The 16409-nt window shown below is 66.7% G+C and carries 15 protein-coding genes; 4 read left to right on the forward strand and 11 right to left on the reverse strand.

Annotated features, from left to right (window positions below):
* Positions 1–11: 11 nt before the first annotated feature.
* The 4 genes from QNN99_RS13125 to QNN99_RS13140 form a co-directional block, all read right to left on the reverse strand.
* Positions 12–860 carry an SDR family oxidoreductase gene (locus QNN99_RS13125; RefSeq protein WP_229966903.1) on the reverse strand — a complete coding sequence of 283 codons (849 nt, stop codon included), beginning with the start codon at positions 858–860 and terminating at the stop codon, positions 12–14.
* 55 nt (positions 861–915) lie between these two features.
* Positions 916–2889, reverse strand: a complete 1974-nt coding sequence (gene dxs, locus QNN99_RS13130) for a 1-deoxy-D-xylulose-5-phosphate synthase (protein WP_229966904.1) — start codon at positions 2887–2889, stop codon at positions 916–918.
* Positions 2890–3070: 181 nt separating this feature from the next.
* Positions 3071–5896, reverse strand: coding sequence for an aconitate hydratase (locus tag QNN99_RS13135; protein WP_229966905.1), 2826 nt, complete (start codon positions 5894–5896; stop codon positions 3071–3073).
* 324 nt (positions 5897–6220) lie between these two features.
* Positions 6221–7531: a class I SAM-dependent RNA methyltransferase gene (locus tag QNN99_RS13140; RefSeq protein WP_229966906.1), complete on the reverse strand. Its 1311-nt coding sequence runs from the start codon at positions 7529–7531 to the stop codon at positions 6221–6223.
* A 137-nt stretch (positions 7532–7668) separates the two neighbouring features.
* On the opposite strand from QNN99_RS13140, the gene QNN99_RS13145 reads away from it, so the two are divergent.
* Both QNN99_RS13145 and QNN99_RS13150 read left to right on the forward strand, forming a co-directional pair.
* On the forward strand, positions 7669–8343 hold the full coding sequence (locus tag QNN99_RS13145) for a potassium channel family protein (RefSeq protein WP_229966907.1): 675 nt from the start codon (positions 7669–7671) through the stop codon (positions 8341–8343).
* Positions 8340–9008 carry a potassium channel family protein gene (locus QNN99_RS13150; protein ID WP_229966908.1) on the forward strand — a complete coding sequence of 223 codons (669 nt, stop codon included), beginning with the start codon at positions 8340–8342 and terminating at the stop codon, positions 9006–9008. The genes QNN99_RS13145 and QNN99_RS13150 overlap by 4 nt, the downstream gene beginning before the upstream one ends.
* 39 nt (positions 9009–9047) lie before the next feature.
* Here the strand turns inward: QNN99_RS13150 and QNN99_RS13155 are convergent, their stop codons facing one another.
* From QNN99_RS13155 to dut, 4 genes are read right to left on the reverse strand one after another with little or no spacing between them, the layout of a single operon-like run.
* Positions 9048–9767: a DUF3159 domain-containing protein gene (locus QNN99_RS13155; RefSeq protein ID WP_229966909.1), complete on the reverse strand. Its 720-nt coding sequence runs from the start codon at positions 9765–9767 to the stop codon at positions 9048–9050.
* Positions 9764–10123 (reverse strand): hypothetical protein, encoded by a 360-nt coding sequence (locus QNN99_RS13160; RefSeq protein WP_229966910.1) that lies wholly within the window; start codon positions 10121–10123, stop codon positions 9764–9766. The genes QNN99_RS13155 and QNN99_RS13160 overlap by 4 nt, the downstream gene beginning before the upstream one ends.
* A gap of 4 nt (positions 10124–10127) precedes the next feature.
* Positions 10128–10892 carry a DUF3710 domain-containing protein gene (locus QNN99_RS13165; RefSeq protein ID WP_229966911.1) on the reverse strand — a complete coding sequence of 255 codons (765 nt, stop codon included), beginning with the start codon at positions 10890–10892 and terminating at the stop codon, positions 10128–10130.
* Positions 10893–10952: 60 nt separating this feature from the next.
* Positions 10953–11402: a dUTP diphosphatase gene (dut, locus tag QNN99_RS13170; protein WP_229967001.1), complete on the reverse strand. Its 450-nt coding sequence runs from the start codon at positions 11400–11402 to the stop codon at positions 10953–10955.
* A gap of 243 nt (positions 11403–11645) precedes the next feature.
* Between dut and QNN99_RS13175 the strand changes: the two genes are divergently transcribed.
* Positions 11646–12110, forward strand: a complete 465-nt coding sequence (locus tag QNN99_RS13175; protein ID WP_229966912.1) for a DUF3093 domain-containing protein — start codon at positions 11646–11648, stop codon at positions 12108–12110.
* A 73-nt stretch (positions 12111–12183) separates the two neighbouring features.
* Here QNN99_RS13175 and QNN99_RS13180 read toward each other — a convergent pair whose 3' ends face one another.
* The gene (locus QNN99_RS13180; RefSeq protein ID WP_229966913.1) at positions 12184–12486 is read right to left on the reverse strand and encodes a DUF4193 domain-containing protein; all 303 of its coding nucleotides are present in this window, start codon (positions 12484–12486) and stop codon (positions 12184–12186) included.
* Positions 12487–12825: 339 nt separating this feature from the next.
* Here QNN99_RS13180 and sepH point away from each other — a divergent pair, with 339 nt between their 5' ends.
* Positions 12826–14304: a septation protein SepH gene (gene sepH, locus QNN99_RS13185; protein ID WP_229966914.1), complete on the forward strand. Its 1479-nt coding sequence runs from the start codon at positions 12826–12828 to the stop codon at positions 14302–14304.
* A gap of 102 nt (positions 14305–14406) precedes the next feature.
* Here the strand turns inward: sepH and QNN99_RS13190 are convergent, their stop codons facing one another.
* Both QNN99_RS13190 and QNN99_RS13195 read right to left on the reverse strand, forming a co-directional pair.
* Positions 14407–15159, reverse strand: coding sequence for a thymidine kinase (locus tag QNN99_RS13190; RefSeq protein WP_229966915.1), 753 nt, complete (start codon positions 15157–15159; stop codon positions 14407–14409).
* A gap of 2 nt (positions 15160–15161) precedes the next feature.
* Positions 15162–16406 (reverse strand): alkaline phosphatase family protein, encoded by a 1245-nt coding sequence (locus tag QNN99_RS13195; protein ID WP_229966916.1) that lies wholly within the window; start codon positions 16404–16406, stop codon positions 15162–15164.
* Positions 16407–16409: the final 3 nt, after the last annotated feature.

Consider the following 16409-nt stretch of genomic DNA (forward strand, 5'->3'; position numbering starts at 1 on the left):
TGACTTGGGGCTCAGCGCTGCATCAGGTAGTCTTCCAACCCCTGCGGCGGGGCTCCGGTCAGCCGCTCGACGTCGGGGCTGACCTCAGCCATCCGGCCGGCGGCGACGGCGGTGTATGTGCTGACCCAGGCCTCGATCTGCCACTGCGCGACCCCGCTCAAGCTCCGCGATTCCAGGGCCTCGTTGACGGTTTCGTCGTAGTACGTCACTTGGGACCCGGTCACCCGGGTCAGAATCGCGCTGATCTCTTCGAAGGTCAGCGCCTGCGGCCCGGTCAGGGTATACACCTTGCCCAGATGCCCGTCCGGCTCCGTCAAAATCCGAGCCGCAGCCCTGGCCACGTCCGCCCGGGCCACCGCCGCCAGCCTGCCGGTGCCGGCCGGGCCGCGGAGCACGCCGTCGCGCCCCACGAAGGAGGGCAGGACGTCCTGATAAAGGCAATCCCGGAGGAAGGTGTAATCCAGGTCCTTGGACTTGATGTACTCCTCGGTGTCCCAGTGATCCCGGGCCAGCGTGAAAACCGCGTCCGGCGCAGCTCCCATAAAGGAGGTGTAGACAATGTGCCGCACCCCGGCTTCGACGGCGGCGTCCACGAACGTGCGGTGATCCCGGCGCCGGTAGAGGCTCTCATGGGCAGAGACCATGAACAGGGTCCGGACACCGTTCAGGGCACGCGCCGCGTGTTCCCGGTCGGAGTAGGAGGCAGCGTACACCGGCGTTCCAGGCAGGTGCGGAAGCTTGGCCGTGTGACGGGCCAGGAGCCGCTGCGGGATGCCGGCTTCGGCCAGGAGCCTGGCCACGGTCCCGCCCAGCGCACCGGTGGCGCCGGTGACCGCCACCTCTGGTTGGTCCTCTGCCATGGTGCTGCCTCCCTGCTGCTTCGCACCGCCGGCGGAACCTGTGCCGGCGCGGTGCTTACTGGATTTTCGGGATCTGGCCGGTGGGCATGTCCTGGCCGGGCAGCGGCCGGGCGAACGGAACCTTGGTGCCCAGGACCTGGGCGACGACGTCGTTGGCGACCTGGCGTGCCGTCAGACCCACGCGGTCGAGGACTTCGGCGCGGGTGCCGTGGTCCAGGAACTCGACGGGCAGGCCGACTTCGTTGAGCGCGGTATCCACTCCGGCCGCACGCATCTCCTGACGGATCCGGGAGCCCACTCCACCGGCACGCACACCATCTTCGATGACAATCACGATCCGGTGTTCAGCGGCCATGCTGATGATCGACCGCGGCACGGGCAGGACCCAGCGAGGATCCACCACGGTGGAGCTGATGCCCTGGGCGCCCAGGCGGTTGGCGACCTGCAGTGCCATTTCGGCCATGGCTCCGACGCTGACAATCAGGACGTCGTTGGACTTCTCATCCGTGGGCCGCCTGGCCAGGACGTCCACGCCGTCGGAAGTGCGTTCCAGCGCCTCGACGTCGGGACCGACGGTTCCCTTGGAGAACCGGACCACGCTGGGCGCGTCGCTGATGGCCACGGCCTCGCGCAGTTCTTCCTTGAGCCGGGTGGCGTCGCGCGGTGCGGACAGGTGCAGTCCCGGAACGATCTGCAGCATCGACATGTCCCACATGCCGTGGTGGCTGGCGCCGTCGGGCCCGGTCACGCCGGCGCGGTCCAGCACGATCGTCACGCCGGCCTTGTGCAGTGCCACGTCCATCAGCAGCTGGTCGAAGGCGCGGTTCAGGAAGGTGGCATAGAGCGCGACGACGGGGTGCAGCCCGCCGAATGCCATTCCGGCCGCGGAGGTGAGGGCATGCTGTTCGGCGATGCCGACGTCGAACACCCGCTCCGGATGCTTTTCCGCGAACCGGTGCAGTCCCACCGGAATGAGCATGGCGCCGGTGATGCCGACGATGTCCTCGCGCTCGTCGGCGATGTCAGCGATCTCCGTGGCGAAGACGGACGTCCAGGACTGTTTGCCGCCCGGCTCCACCGGTTTGCCGGTCTCCGGATCGATGATGCCGACGGCGTGGAACTGGTCCGCCTCATGGGCCCGGGCGGGAGCGTAGCCGCGGCCCTTTTCGGTCATGGCATGCACGAGCACGGGGCCGCTGTAGTTCTTGGCCTTGGTCAGCGCGCGTTCCACGGCCGCCATGTCATGGCCGTCGATGGGTCCGATGTACTTCATTCCGAGGTCCTCGAAGAGGCCCTGCGGGGCCCACCAGTCCTTGATGCCGCGCTTGGCGGCGTGCAGGCTGTGGTACGTGAACCGACCTACGGGTCCGCCCTGCTGGAGGCGCTGCTTCGACCAGCCGAGCGTTTTTTCGTAGACGCGGTGGGTGCGCACGGCGTCCAGGGTGGGGCGCAGGGATGCGAGGTAGTCGGCGAGGCCGCCGATGGTCGGCGCATAGGAGCGGCCGTTGTCGTTGACGACGATGACGACGCGGCGGCGCTGGTCTGCCGCAATGTTGTTGAGGGCTTCCCAGGCCATGCCCCCGGTGAGGGCGCCGTCGCCGACCATGACCACTGTGTAGCGGTCGCCTTCGCCGGTGAGCTGGCGGGCGCGGGAGATGCCGTCGGCCCAGGACAGGGAGGACGAGGCATGGGAGGATTCCACGATGTCGTGCACCGATTCGGCGCGTGAGGGATAGCCGGACATGCCGCCCTGCTGGCGCAGAGTGGAGAAGTCCTGCCGGCCGGTGAGGATCTTGTGGACGTAGGACTGGTGGCCGGTGTCAAAGACGATGCTGTCCCGGGGCGAATCGAAGACCCGATGGATTCCCACGGTCAGCTCCACGACGCCCAGGTTTGGCCCGAGATGGCCGCCGGTTTGGGCGACATTGCTGATGAGGAACGACCGGATTTCTCCGGACAAGCGTTCCAGCTGCTCCGTGGAGAGTCGGCTCAGGTCCCGTGGATCACGGATGGTTTCCAGAAGTCCCAACGGGCGCCTCCCTGCTTCAGGCAACGGCACTGCACACCGTCACAACGGTTTAACTCTAACGCTTGCGGGGCGGCACCCGGTTCCACAACAGGCAAAGAGCCCCGGCCGCTGAGTCGAAACTCGGCGGCCGGGGCTCTCTTCTCCGGAGGCCGCGGCAGCGGCACTCCGGCGGTGCTGCTTACTACTTAGCGGTGATCTGGCGCAGTACGTACTGCAGGATGCCGCCGTTGCGGTAGTAGTCGGCTTCACCCGGGGTGTCGATGCGCAGGACGGCCTCGAACGTGATGGCTTCACCGTTTTCCGGTGTCGCCGTGACCGTGACGGTCTTGGGCGTGGTGCCGTTGTTCAGTTCGGTCACACCGGAAACCGCGAAGGTTTCGGTGCCGGTCAGGCCCAGGGACTCGGCGTTGACGCCGGCCGGGTACTGCAGCGGAAGAACGCCCATGCCGATGAGGTTGGAGCGGTGGATCCGCTCGTAGCTCTCGGCAACGACGGCCTTGACGCCCAGCAGTGCGGTGCCCTTGGCAGCCCAGTCACGCGAGGAACCGGAGCCGTATTCCTTGCCCGCCAGGACAACCAGCGGAATGCCGGCGGCCTGGTAGTTGACCGATGCATCGTAAACAGCAGCCTGGGGTGCCTCGGCCTGGCTGAAGTCGCGGGTAAAGCCGCCTTCAACGCCGTCGAGCAGCTGGTTCTTGATGCGGATGTTCGCGAACGTGCCGCGGATCATGACTTCGTGGTTGCCTCGGCGCGAGCCGTAGGAGTTGAAGTCCTTGCGCTCGACGCCGTGCTCCAGCAGGTAGCGGCCTGCCGGGGTGTCGGACTTGAAGGAACCGGCCGGGGAGATGTGGTCGGTGGTGACCGAATCGCCGAGCTTCAGCAGGACGCGGGCGCCCTCGATGTCCGTGACGGGCTCCGGCTGTGCCTTCATGCCGTCGAAGTACGGGGGCTTCCGCACGTAGGTGGACTCCAGGTCCCACTCGAAGGTTGCGCCTTCGGGGGTGGGCAGGGACTTCCAGCGGTCGTCGCCTTCGAAGATGGTGTCGTAGCTGTTGCTGAACATCTCCTTGTTGATGGAGGCGTCGATGATTTCCTGGACCTCGACCGGGTTCGGCCAGATGTCCTTGAGGAAAATGTCGTTGCCGGCTTCGTCCTGGCCCAGCGGGTCAGCATCGAAGTCGAAGTCCATGGTGCCGGCCAGGGCGTAGGCGACTACCAGCGGCGGGGAGGCCAGGTAGTTCATCTTCACGTCCGGGTTGATCCGGCCTTCGAAGTTGCGGTTACCGGAGAGCACAGCGGTCACTGCGAGGTCGGCTTCCTGGATCGCCGTGGAGATTTCCTCTTCCAGGGGACCGGAGTTGCCAATGCAGGTGGCGCAGCCGTAGCCGACGACGAAGAAGCCGAGCTTCTCCAGGTACGGGATCAGGCCGGACTTCTCGTAGTAGTCGGTGACTACCTTGGAACCCGGAGCGATCGAGGTCTTGACCCACGGCTGGGTTGCAAGGCCCTTGTCGACGGCGTTGCGTGCCAGCACTGCTGCTGCCATCATCACCGACGGGTTGGACGTGTTGGTGCAGGACGTGATCGAAGCGATCGACACGGCGCCGTGGTCCAGCTCGAAGCTGCGGCCATCGGCCATGGTGACCGGAACCGAGTTTGTGGAGCGTTCGGCCGGAGCGTCGGCCTTCTCCACCAGATCGTGTTCCTTGTCCTCGATCTGCGTGGCATTGGCGTTGAAGGAAGGGGCGTCGGAGGCGGGGAAGGTCTCTTCCAGTGCCTCGTCGACGGTGCCGCTCTCGGCTTCGACCGTTTCGTTGACGTAGTTCTTCAGGTCCTTGCGGAACTGTTCCTTGGCGTTGGTCAGCTCCACGCGGTCCTGCGGGCGCTTCGGTCCGGCGATGGAGGAAACCACCGTGGACAGGTCCAGCTCGAGGTACTCGGAGTACTGGATCTCGATGGACGGGTCGTGCCAGAGGCCCTGTTCCTTGGCGTACGCCTCGACGAGGGCAACGCTCTCGTCGGAGCGGCCGGTCAGGCGCAGGTAATCCAGCGTCACGCCGTCGATCGGGAACATGGCGGCGGTGGAACCGAATTCCGGGCTCATGTTGCCGATGGTGGCGCGGTTGGCCAGGGGAACGGCTCCGACGCCTTCGCCGTAGAACTCGACGAACTTGCCGACAACACCGTGCTTGCGCAGCATTTCGGTGATGGTCAGCACGACGTCGGTAGCGGTGGCGCCGGCCGGGATCTCGCCGGTCAGCTTGAAGCCGACGACGCGCGGGATCAGCATGGAGACGGGCTGGCCCAGCATGGCGGCTTCGGCTTCGATGCCGCCGACGCCCCAGCCGAGTACGCCCAGGCCGTTGACCATGGTGGTGTGGGAATCGGTGCCGACGCAGGTGTCGGGGTAGGCGCGCAGGACGCCGTCCACCTCGCGGGTCATAACGGTGCGCGCCAGGTACTCGATGTTGACCTGGTGGACAATGCCCATGCCCGGGGGAACAACCTTGAAGTCGTCAAAGGCCGTCTGGCCCCAGCGAAGGAACTGGTACCGCTCGCCGTTGCGCTGGTATTCGATTTCCATATTGCGCTCAAGGGCGCCGGAGTTACCGAAGGCATCGATCTGGACGGAGTGGTCAATGACCATTTCGGCCGGCGCGAGGGGGTTGACCCGCTTGGGGTCTCCGCCCAGTTCCGCCACTGCTTCACGCATGGTTGCCAGGTCCACAATGCAGGGAACGCCGGTGAAGTCCTGCATGATCACCCGAGCGGGGGTGAACTGGATCTCGGTGCTCGGCTCTGCGTTGGCATCCCACTGCGCCAGGGCGCGTACGTGGTCTGCGGTGATGTTGGCACCATCTTCGGTGCGCAGCAGGTTCTCCAGCAGGACCTTGAGGCTGAACGGAAGGCTCTTTGCGCCTTCGACGGAATTCAGCCGGAAAATTTCATATTCGTTTCCGCCGACGTTTAGTACGCCTTTGGATCCGAAGCTGTCCACATTAGTCATAATAGGACTCCTCTCGCCACCGTATTATCTTTGTCCAGCGGTCCGCGGCGTGCCAGTTAGGACTCCCTAACCGGAACACCACGAGGGACGGCTGAGAAAATGGTGGACTATTTTCGCTGCCGGAAAACCCCCTGCCGTTTGAAAACTTTTCCCGCAAAAAAGCAGGCGAAGTCTCCCCAACACGGCGCGGATCTGCACAACTGCTCTTATAGTATCCGTTACACGCCCCTGTGACCTTCGAACATGCCCGAGAGGCGCCGGGCACATGGTGCCGGGCGCCTCCCAAATATGCCTTCCGGGCAGAAGACCCTGCCCTTGCGCGCCTTACGCGCGGGTCAGTACCGCGAAGGATTCCATGTGGTGGGTGTGCGGGTACAGGTCGAAGACCCGCAGCGAGTCGAGCTGCCAGCCCAGGTCCTGGAAGTAGCCCAGGTCGCGGGCGAAGGACGCCGGGTCGCAGGAGACGTAGCCGACGGCGCGGGGAGCGGCGGCATCGATCTGGCCGACCACGTCCTTGCCGGCTCCGACGCGCGGCGGGTCAAGCAGGACGACGTCGAGCCGGCCCTCGTAGGCGGCCAGGGACTTGTCCACGCGCCCCTGCAGGATTTCCACCTGCGGTGCGGAGAACAGGTTCTTGCGGGCATCCCGGCTCGCGGCCGGGGAACCCTCGACGGACAGCACGCGCCCGGTTTCTCCGGCGGCGTCGGCCAGCGGTGCGGTGAAGAGGCCCGCTCCGGCGTAGAGGTCGGCGACCTGCTCCCCCGGCTGGATCTGCAGGCCGTCCAGGACGGCGCCGACCAGCGTTTGCGGTGCGCTGCGGTGGATCTGCCAGAACCCGGCACCGGTGACCCGGTAGTCGTGGCCGCCGACGCTCTCCTGCACCCAGGTGCGTCCGCGCAGGCGGTTCAGGGTGGAGGTTTCGGGGTCCCAGGAGGCGATGGAAGTGCCTTCGGGCAGGGCGGAGGCGATGCGGCCCAGCGCCTTGGGGTGGGCGCCGGCGGCCGGAATCAGCAGCACCAGCGGCGCGCCGGTGGTCGGGATGGCCACTTCGACCCGGGACACCCCGCTGAAGTCGATGTCCCAGAGCTGCAGGTTGTTGACGGCTTCCACGGCCAGCGGCATGCGCTGTACCGGAATGAGTTCCTCGGAACGGTGGGCGTGCATGGCCAGCCGTCCGCCGGGAGCCACCGAGAAGCTTGCCCGGGTGCGCCAGTGCAGTCCGTCGGCGCGTTCCTCGAGCGCCGGCTCCACGGTGACCTCGCGGTCGTCCTTGGCCAGCCGGCGAAGCTGCTCGGTGAAGATCTGCGCCTTGAGTTCGCGCTGGGTCGGCAGATCGATGTGGCCGAATTCGGCGCCGCCCACCGGCAGCCGTCCGCGGGAGGCGGCGCGGAGCGCATCGGCCTCGGGCCAGAAGTGCTCCACCCGGCCGGGCGCTGCTTCGAGCACCTCGACGACGTCGGCACGCCAGAAGCTGGCGCCGTCGGCCGCGTCGGTCAGACGGACCCGGACGCGCTCCCCGGGGAGGGCATGGCGGACAAAGACCACGCGTCCTTCGTGGCGGGCCACGAAATGGCCGCCGTGGGCGGGGGCGCCGATGGTGAGTTCAATCTCGGATGGAGTGGTGTCGGTCGTCATAGTGCCGGATACTTCCTGATGGAGCCTAAAAGACCATCACATCATGCCCCGGCGCCGGTGCATATTCGCGGGGCCTGCGGGTCTATGCTGGCGCTTTGGCTTTTTTCGTTATCGATCATCAGGAACCGAGGTAGCAGGTGGCCCACTACGTCATCATGGGGTGTGGACGCGTTGGCGTGTCACTGGCCCACACGCTGGACAATGCCGGGCACACGGTGGCCGTCATTGACCAGGATGAAAGGGCCTTCCGGCGTCTGCGCAGCACCTTCACGGGCCGGAGGGTCACCGGCGTCGGCTTTGACCGCACCACCCTGACTGAGGCGGGGATCAAGGAGGCGTACGCCTTTGCGGCCGTTTCCTCGGGTGATAATTCCAACATTCTTGCCACCCGCGTCGCCCGCGAGACCTTCCATGTGCCGCACGTGGTGGCCCGGATCTACGACCCCGGCCGCGCCGAGATCTACCAGCGGCTTGGCATCCCCACCGTCGCCGCCGTCCGGTGGAGCGCGGACCAGGTGCTGCGGCGCATCCTGCCGGAGCAGAGCATCAACGGTGATTTCCGGGAGTCCTCCGGCCGCCTGATCCTGGGCGAGTTGTCACTGCACGAGGGCTGGCTCGGCACCACGCTGAGCGGAATCGAACAGGCAGCCGGGGTCCGCATTGCCTATGTCACCCGCTTCGGCGAGGGAACGCTCCCCCGTCCCGACACCAGCTACCAGCAGGGCGACGTGCTGCACGCGATGATGAACGTGGAGCGCACCAGCGAAATCAGCCGCATCCTCTCCGTACCGCCTTATAAGGAGAACCAGTGAAAGTCGTCATTGCCGGAGCCGGCAGCGTCGGGTCCTCGATTGCCAAGGAACTCCTCTCGCACCGCCACCAGGTCCTTCTCATCGATGAGAAGCCCGAGGTGATGGCGCGAAGCGGGCTGGTGGATGCCCAGTGGCTCATCGGTGACGCGTGCGAGCTGACCACTCTGAAGGACGCCAATCTGGACGAGGCCGACGTCATGGTCTCCGCCACCGGTGACGACAAGGTCAATCTGGTGGTGTCGCTGCTGGCGAAGAGCGAATTCGGCGTGGCCCGCACGGTGGGCCGGGTGAACAACCCCAAGAACGACTGGATGTTCGATGATTCCTGGGGCGTCGACGTCGCCGTGAACACTCCGCGCCTGATGACCGCACTGGTGGAGGAGGCAGTGGAAGTGGGCGACCTGGTGCGGCTGCTGACACTGCAGAGCGGAGTGGCTTCCATGGTGGAGTTCACGGTTCCGGCGGATTCACCGCTTACCGGCAAGACGCTCGGTTCGATCGACTGGCCGATGGACACCACGGTCACGGCGATTCTGCGCGACGATGCCCCGATCACTCCGAGCAACGATGACGTGATCGAAGCCGGGGATGAGCTGTTCTTCATCTGCACGATTGCGGCCGAGGACCAGCTGCGTGCGGTGCTGCTCCCCGACGGGCCCGGCTAGCCGGACCTGAGTTGGCCGGCCTGAGTTGGCCGCACTGAGTTAGCCGGGCTGGCGCTCCGAAACGTCCCGGGGCGTCAGCGGGCGCGAAACCATCCACGCCAGCCACAGGCCCAGCGCATACAGCGGCACGCCCATGGCCAGGCGCATCGTGCCCAGCGCGGCCACGTTGTCGGCCAGGTAGAGCGGCAGCTGCACGGCCAGCCGAAGCGCGAACACGGCAATGATGATCCACGTCGCCAGTGCATAGGCGCGGATCCGCTTGCGGTCGGCGTGCCATTCCAGGTTCTCGCCCCGGATGAAGCCGAACAGGAGTCCGGCCACGGGCCAGCGGACGGCGATGGACACGATGAACGCCAGGATGTAGCCGGCGTTGAGGAAGAAGCCGGGAAGGAAGAACTCGGTCCCGCTTCCGCTGCGCAGCGCCACAACGGCACAGATCACGACGCCGATCACTCCGGTGAGGGACTGCATCAACGGGCGCTTCTGGACCAGGTTGGCCACTGAGAACACGGCAGCCGAGGCCACGGCCGCCCCCAATGAGACATACAGCCCGGATGTGAGCGTAAAGATCAGCGTGAACAGGAGCCCGGGGACGATGGCCTCGGCCAGGCCGCGGACTCCGCCGACCGACTTGAGGACATCGATTTGCCCGTCATCGCCGCGTTCCACCCCGGCCTTGGCCGCGTAGGCGCCGGCAACGTCGCCGAAGGACGGCTCCTGCGGGCTGTCGGGCAGTTCGCTGCCGGTTCGATCAGTCATGTCTCGTTCTCCGGACGTCCGATAATTTCGTAGCGTGGATTAAAGATGGTGGGGTAGCTGTCCACCGTGCTGACCATGCCCTCGAAGGCGAGCCGGGTGCCGGCAACAACTCCGGGAACGCGGCGCTGGCCAACCCACACCAGCCGGACCTTCGGCTGTACCTTGCGGGACATCGGGTCGCGGTATACCGCGTCCACGTCCTCCACCATGGCGGTGAAACGCGGCGGATCCGTTGCCGGAACCACGGTAATGGACTGCACATAGCCGCCGCTGTAGACACGGCCGCGCTGCGGAACAGCGCTGACGGGGACCGGCTCATCCCGGCTTCCCGGCGAGGCCGGGCGGTTCGAGGGCACCAGGTCAGCCGATGGTCGTAATCTCGGGTCCGCGCTTCGGCGGACCGGGACGGGCGCTGCCGTCGGCGGCCCGCGGCAGCGGCGAAGCATCGCGCGGCAGTCGCAGCTGCAGCAGGTCCCGCGGCGGCAGCGGCTGCTCGCCTCGGACGACGACGACGTTCCGGAAGACCTCTTCCAGCGGACCGGCAGCCTGCGGGTCGAGGGCCGCGGGGCCGCCGAACACGCCGCGGAGGAACCAGCGCGGACCGTCAACGCCCACAAAGCGGGCCACTCGGTATCCCTTGGACCCGTCCTGGGCCTGAGCCGGAACCTTGGCCAGCAGCTCGGTGCCGAAAACGCCGTCGAGCTCATCTACGGTGCCTCCCTGCGACCCCACCGATGTGCCGATCTGGCCGCGGATGTCATCCCACAGGGTCTCGGAACGCGGAGCAGCGAAGGCCTGCAGCTGCAGGCTCGATCCGTCCAGGTCCAGCGTCACTGCCACCACCCGCTGGGTTTTCTCCTCCACCTCAAGACGCAGCTGAAGGCCATCGGCCGAGGCAATGCGCAGGGCACCCAGGTCAACATAGCCCTCGTCGGACGGCTTGTCCGCGGCATCCCAGGGGCCGGTCGCGGGCGTTCCGCCGTCGGCTTCAGCCGCGCCGGAGGCGGCGGCGGACGGCGACTTGGCGCCGTCGTTCCCCTGCCTGTTCTGTTCCGGACCTTCCTGGTCCTGCGTGTCTTGTTCCTGCTTGTCCTGCTTGTTCTTCTTCAGTCGCCCAAATGCCATGACCGGGTTCCTCTCTCTCATAGGGAGGGCCGCACACTGCTGACCCCCCGGACAGCCGCTCTAGGCAGGCAGTGCTGTAAAACCGCCGGTGGAACCGAATCCGCCGGTGCCGCGAACGGAGTCGGACAGCTCGTCCACCAGCTCAAACGAAGCCGTCTCCACCCGCTGGATCACCATCTGGGCAATCCTGTCCCCCCGGTTCAGACTGATCGGCCGGGACTTGTCGGTATTCAGCAGCGTAACGCTGATCTCGCCGCGGTAACCGGCGTCGACAGTTCCGGGAGCGTTGACCACCGTCAGGCCGTGCTTTGTGGCCAGGCCGGAGCGCGGATGAATGAACGCCGCGTAACCGAAGGGAAGCGCCAGTGCCACCCCGGTGGGAACGAGCAGCCGCTCACCCGGCTCCAGCACAAAATCAATGCGCGTGCGAAGGTCGGCGCCGGCGTCGCCGGGATGCGCGTACGACGGCGGTTCCAGCCCGTCGTCGAGCATTTTCAGCTGCACGGTCATAGTGGGGGCTGTTTCAAGCACCGGTGTCTCCGACTTCCCTCGTGTGATCCTCGTGTGGTCCTGCGGGTTGCTTCCTGCGGGTTGCTTCCCGCGGGGAGCCGCGCACGCACCCCGGAAGTAGCCCGGGAATACCGCACCTCACTTTAGCGCGTTTTCCTGCCGCTTCTCCGTACGCCGTGCGGCCCGTTTCTCCCGGCCGGGCCCCAAGATGAAATGCCGGGCCAAAGGTGCCAAGCTGGAGTCATGTCATCCCCCTCTGCCCAGACGTCCCCCGACACCGTGCTGTACTCCGAGCGGCTCCTGCCCTCGTTCGGCGTCTGGCTGCTCGTCCTCTTTGCCTCGTGCGCAAGCATCCTCGTCCTCCTGCCGGTGAGCTTGGAGGCCGGGATCATCGCTGCCGTTGTCGTGTTGATCATCATTACCACCATGCTGCTGGTCAGCACGCCCGTCATTCGGGTTACCGCCGACACCCTCCAGGTGGGCCGGGCGGAAATCGAACGGCGCTACATCGGAACGGTGGAGGGCTTCCGCGGGGACGAGGCGACGTTCCAGCGCGGCCGCGGGCTCAACGGCACTGCCTTCATGTGTTTCCGCGGCTGGATTTCGCCGGTGGTCCGAATCGAAATCACTGATCCCGCTGACCGCACCCCGTACTGGCTGACGTCCACCCGCCACCCCGAAGACCTGGTTCAGGCGCTCAGCAGCTAGCCTTCGCATCCCGAACCGGCAAGGGGGAAGGCAGCCCCGGACCCGTCCGGGTGCTGCCTGAACCGTGCGGGCATCACCCCTCGCAGTCGATGCAGTAGTACAGCCCGTCCTTCTCCGCCGCGATCTGGGACCGGTGCCGCACCAGGAAGCAGGAGGCACAGGTAAATTCGTCAGCCTGCGCGGGCAGCACCCGCACCAGCAGTTCCTCCCCGGAAAGGTCCGCTCCGGGGAGCTCAAAGCTGTCAGCGACCTCGGCCTCGTCTTCATCCACGACCGCCGACTGCGTGCCGGCGGTCCGGCGGGTCTTTAGTTCCTCCAGGGATTCTTCGCTGATGTCCTCGTCTGTCTTGCGCGGCGCATCGTAGTCAGTCGCCATAATCCGTACTCTCACCATCCGGTCGAGTCTTGTGGGTTGAATGAGCTGCAGCCGGTAGCTAGACCAGCTTGCTTCTTTGGCTCGGAGGTATCAACGCCATGGCGTTCCCTTTTGTGCCCGTAAACCAGAGATTTTTGCTGAGGGTGGAGAAAATAGCCACAGTTGAGCCCTGCCCCGGCGCTGAACCCGGCAAACGTGAAAACCCGGGACGCAGCCCAGGCTTCAGAACAGGCCGCCGTGAGCAGCCGAACCGCGCCACACCCTTGCAAACAGTAGGCGTTCGGCCTTCCGGATGGCATTGTTTCAAGAAGGTATTGCTAACGGGTGGAGGATTGGTTCATGCAGGATCTACGTCTCGTGGGTGTCCATGAGGGTGGCGAGCATTTGCTGCTCAGCGGTAAAGGTGGGGAAACATTCCGGCTTCGGATGGACGAAGCGCTCAGGGTGGCAGTATCCCGACCGGTGCACCGCTCCACGTCAGCGGCAGAACGGCCCGAGGGCCCGGCCATGACTCCGCGTGACATCCAGGCGCGCATCCGGTCCGGCGCCAGCGCAGAAGAGGTCGCGGAGATCTCGGGCCTGGACCTTGCCCACATCCGACGCTACGAGGGTCCCGTTCGCGCGGAACGCGATTATGTGGCCCGCCAGGCCCAGGGCGTCGAAGTTGCCGCCCCCCTCTCAGCGACCCATGACGGCTACCGCAGCACCTTCGGTGACAGCCCTGTCAATCTGGGCGACATGGTCAACCACCGGCTCAAGGCCTTCGGCGTGGACCCTGACAGCGTGGAATGGGATGCCTGGCGGCGTCCGGATTCCACCTGGGACGTCGTGGCGCGCTTCGACTTGGGGAACGACTCCCAGGTGTCGGTGGGCGAGGAACCCCCGGCCCGCTGGACATTCAGCCCGCTGCGCAAGAGCGTCTCCAACTCCAACCGTTGGGCCCAGCTGCTCAGCGAGCTGGAACCGCTGGACTCCCCCGTGCCGTCCCGCCGGCTCACCGCCGTCGCCGACCGGGTTTTTGATTTCGAGGCCGTGCCACCGGCGGAGACCGACGGCGCGTCCGAGGACGGCGACGAGGACACCGACAATCTGCTCGAGGTCCTGCGGTCCCGCCGCGGCCAGCGCCTCGGCGCTGATGAAGACGGCGACGATGCCCTGGCGACCCTGCTGGCCAAGGGCGTCATCCCGGCCGCCCATCCCCGTGACGGACGCGCCGAGCTCGACGACGCCGGCTCCAGCCGCCCGCGCACCGGACGCCTTTCGCTGGCTCCGGCCGCCGCTGAGGCAATCGAGGCCCCCGATGCGCCGGACTCGCTCCGTTTGTCGGACGGCGTCAACCCGGGAACCCGGGAAATCAGTGTCCTCGCCCGCCCGTTCCGCCGCCGCGGCGAAACAGCAGCTGCTTCCGGAAAGGATTCAGCCAAGGGTTCCGGCAACGGCATGGATCCGGCCTCTTCGTCCGCCGACATCGCCAAAGCCAACGACGGCACCGGCACTGAGGCGACCGCCGGTGCTGAGGCGCCCGAGGCCCCCGCGGTCAAAAAGGCCGCGGCGCCTGCCGCGGCTGAGTCCATTAAGGCAACCCCCGACAGCGGGGCCGCTCCGGCCGGCCGGGGCAAGGCCAAGCCCGCCGGACGGAAGAGCGGCCGGACCGACTTCCCCTGGGACCGGATGAGTTCGGGCGCTCCGAAGAACGATGTCACGGGCTCCGACGACGCAACGAAGGGCGAAGACTCCGCCGACCGGCGGGGCATCAAGCCCAAGCGCTCCTCAGTTCCCAGCTGGGACGACATCGTCTTCGGCACCAAGGGCGACTAGCCAGCTCTTCCAACGTCTGGCCAAGTCTTCCACCCGGTCCCCACCAGCCGAACACCGGCCGTCCTGCCGCGGAGTGGCTCCCGGCAGGACCGGAACCGGGGTTCAGGCTTCGCGCGGGGGCACGGCGCAGACGTCGAGATCCGTGGCGGAGCCGGGTGCCAGCTCAGCAATCGATTCAGCTTTGTGTGCAGTGACCCGCCGCATGTAGTGCCGGCGGCACAGGGTTTCATAACCGATCACCGGCGCACTCCGTACGGCCTCCGCGGCAAACAACGGCTCCTCCGCAACGGGGGCGGACTCCGCGGGCACCGCCGCCGGAGCATGCTTTCCGACGTCTCCGACCACCACCTGGTCCCCCTCCACCACCATGATGCCGTTCACGGTTCGGGCGTTGTGGGTGGCTCTGCGGCCGCACCAGCACAGGGCGCGCACCTGGAGCACTTCCATCCGGTCGGCCAGCTCAATCAGCCGTTGGGATCCGGGGAAGAGCCGGGTCCGGAAGTCCGATGTGATGCCGAAGGCAAAAACATCCGCGCACAGTTCGTCCACCACTCGGGCCAGCTGCTCCACCTGTTCGGCGGAGTAGAACTGTGCCTCGTCGCAGATGAGGTAGTCCACGGCGAATCCGGCGCCGCGGCGGTTCGTTACTTCGTTCCAGAAGTCAGTGCTGTCAGTGACCTCCACCGCGGGAGTGCGCAGTCCGAGCCGGGAGGAAATCACCGAGTCCCCGGCGCGGTCGTTGCGGCTGAACAGGATGCCGCCGCGGCCGCGGGCGCTGTGGTTGTAATCCATCTGCAGCGCCAGCGTTGACTTGCCGCAGTCCATGGTTCCGGAAAAGAAGACGAGCTCAGCCACGGTTACTTCTTTCCCCGGCCCTGGGCTCCGGCACTGCGCCGGGCAGCAGGCACCGCCAGCTGCAGCAACGGCACTTCCCGCTCCGCCCGGGTGAGGGAGCCGTGCTGGCCCACCACTTCCAGGGAGGAGGCCTTCATGCGCCGAAGGTCGTACAGGGCGATCGGTTCGCGCGCCAGGACAAGGACGTCGCCAATGCGCGGCAGCACCGACTCGTTCACGACCGGCCCGAACCAGCCGGCGGCGACGGCTTCCTCCCGGGTGGCGATCCAGATTTTGCTGCCGTAGGCGGCGCGCCAGGCGGCCATCAGGGTTTCCCGCTCCCGGGCGCCGGCGTCGGGTTCCAGGTACAGGTGCACCATCCGCGGCTCCCCCGCGGTGTGCCGCACGCCGGCGATCAGCGCCGGGTCTTCCGAAAAGTCGTACCGGTGCTCCGGAGCAATGTCGACCATGCCGTGGTCCGCCGTCAGCAGCAGCAGCGTGTCGGCCGGCAGCCGGGCGGCCAGCAGCTTCAGGGCGCTGTCCAGCTCCTCGAGCTGGAAGCCCCACTGCGCGGACTGGGCACCGTGCTTGTGGCCGGCCTTGTCCAATTCGTTCCAGTACAGGTACATCAGCATGCGCGGGGATGCGGCCAGGGCTTCGGCAGCGGCTGCCACCCGGGCATGGACACCGGTGGCGCCGATGAAGGTGCCGCCGCGCAGGGCGGCCCGGGTCATCGCCGAATCGGCGAACCGCGGCAGGCTGACCGAGGCCACCGGAAGGTGTTCCGCCACCCGTTCCAGAACGGTGGGATGCGGCTGCCAGCGCTGGGGATCAACGCCGGAGTCCCAGTTCCCGAGCATATTGACAACCTTGTCCTGCTCCGGATCCAGCACGTCATAGCCCACCATGCCGTGTTCTCCGGGCGGCAGCCCGGTGCCCAGCGAGGCGAGCGAGGCCGCCGTGGTGGTGGGGAAAGCCGCAGTAAGGACGCGGCCGGCGGGCAGGAAGCTGCGCAGGAACGGCGCGTGGCCGCCGCGCTGCTTCAGCAGGGACCAGCCCAAACCGTCCACCATGACCACGCAGACCCGCTTGGCGGCCGGCAGGTTCAGGGTATTGGCAAAGCCGGGGACGCCGAGGACGGCGGCCGAGCTGGTGAGAACCTCGGCAACACTGCTGCGGCCGTAGCCCGGGGCGGGAGGCAGCGGTTCGCCGGGGGCCGTGCCGGACGGGGCAACGGCGCCGGGACCTGTTCCGGAGGGCAAGTTCATGGG

The organism is Arthrobacter sp. zg.Y820, assembly GCF_030125555.1.
Taxonomy (GTDB): domain Bacteria; phylum Actinomycetota; class Actinomycetes; order Actinomycetales; family Micrococcaceae; genus Arthrobacter_B.

Coding starts and splice junctions, on each gene's coding strand:
- QNN99_RS13175 (WP_229966912.1), top strand. CDS start 11,646: ATGTCATCCCCCTCTGCCCAGACGTCCCCCGACACCGTGCTGTACTCC.
- QNN99_RS13165 (WP_229966911.1), bottom strand. CDS start 10,892: ATGGCATTTGGGCGACTGAAGAAGAACAAGCAGGACAAGCAGGAACAA.
- QNN99_RS13135 (WP_229966905.1), bottom strand. CDS start 5,896: ATGACTAATGTGGACAGCTTCGGATCCAAAGGCGTACTAAACGTCGGC.
- sepH (WP_229966914.1), top strand. CDS start 12,826: ATGCAGGATCTACGTCTCGTGGGTGTCCATGAGGGTGGCGAGCATTTG.
- QNN99_RS13155 (WP_229966909.1), bottom strand. CDS start 9,767: ATGACTGATCGAACCGGCAGCGAACTGCCCGACAGCCCGCAGGAGCCG.
- dut (WP_229967001.1), bottom strand. CDS start 11,402: ATGACCGTGCAGCTGAAAATGCTCGACGACGGGCTGGAACCGCCGTCG.
- QNN99_RS13180 (WP_229966913.1), bottom strand. CDS start 12,486: ATGGCGACTGACTACGATGCGCCGCGCAAGACAGACGAGGACATCAGC.
- QNN99_RS13125 (WP_229966903.1), bottom strand. CDS start 860: ATGGCAGAGGACCAACCAGAGGTGGCGGTCACCGGCGCCACCGGTGCG.
- QNN99_RS13140 (WP_229966906.1), bottom strand. CDS start 7,531: ATGACGACCGACACCACTCCATCCGAGATTGAACTCACCATCGGCGCC.
- QNN99_RS13195 (WP_229966916.1), bottom strand. CDS start 16,406: ATGAACTTGCCCTCCGGAACAGGTCCCGGCGCCGTTGCCCCGTCCGGC.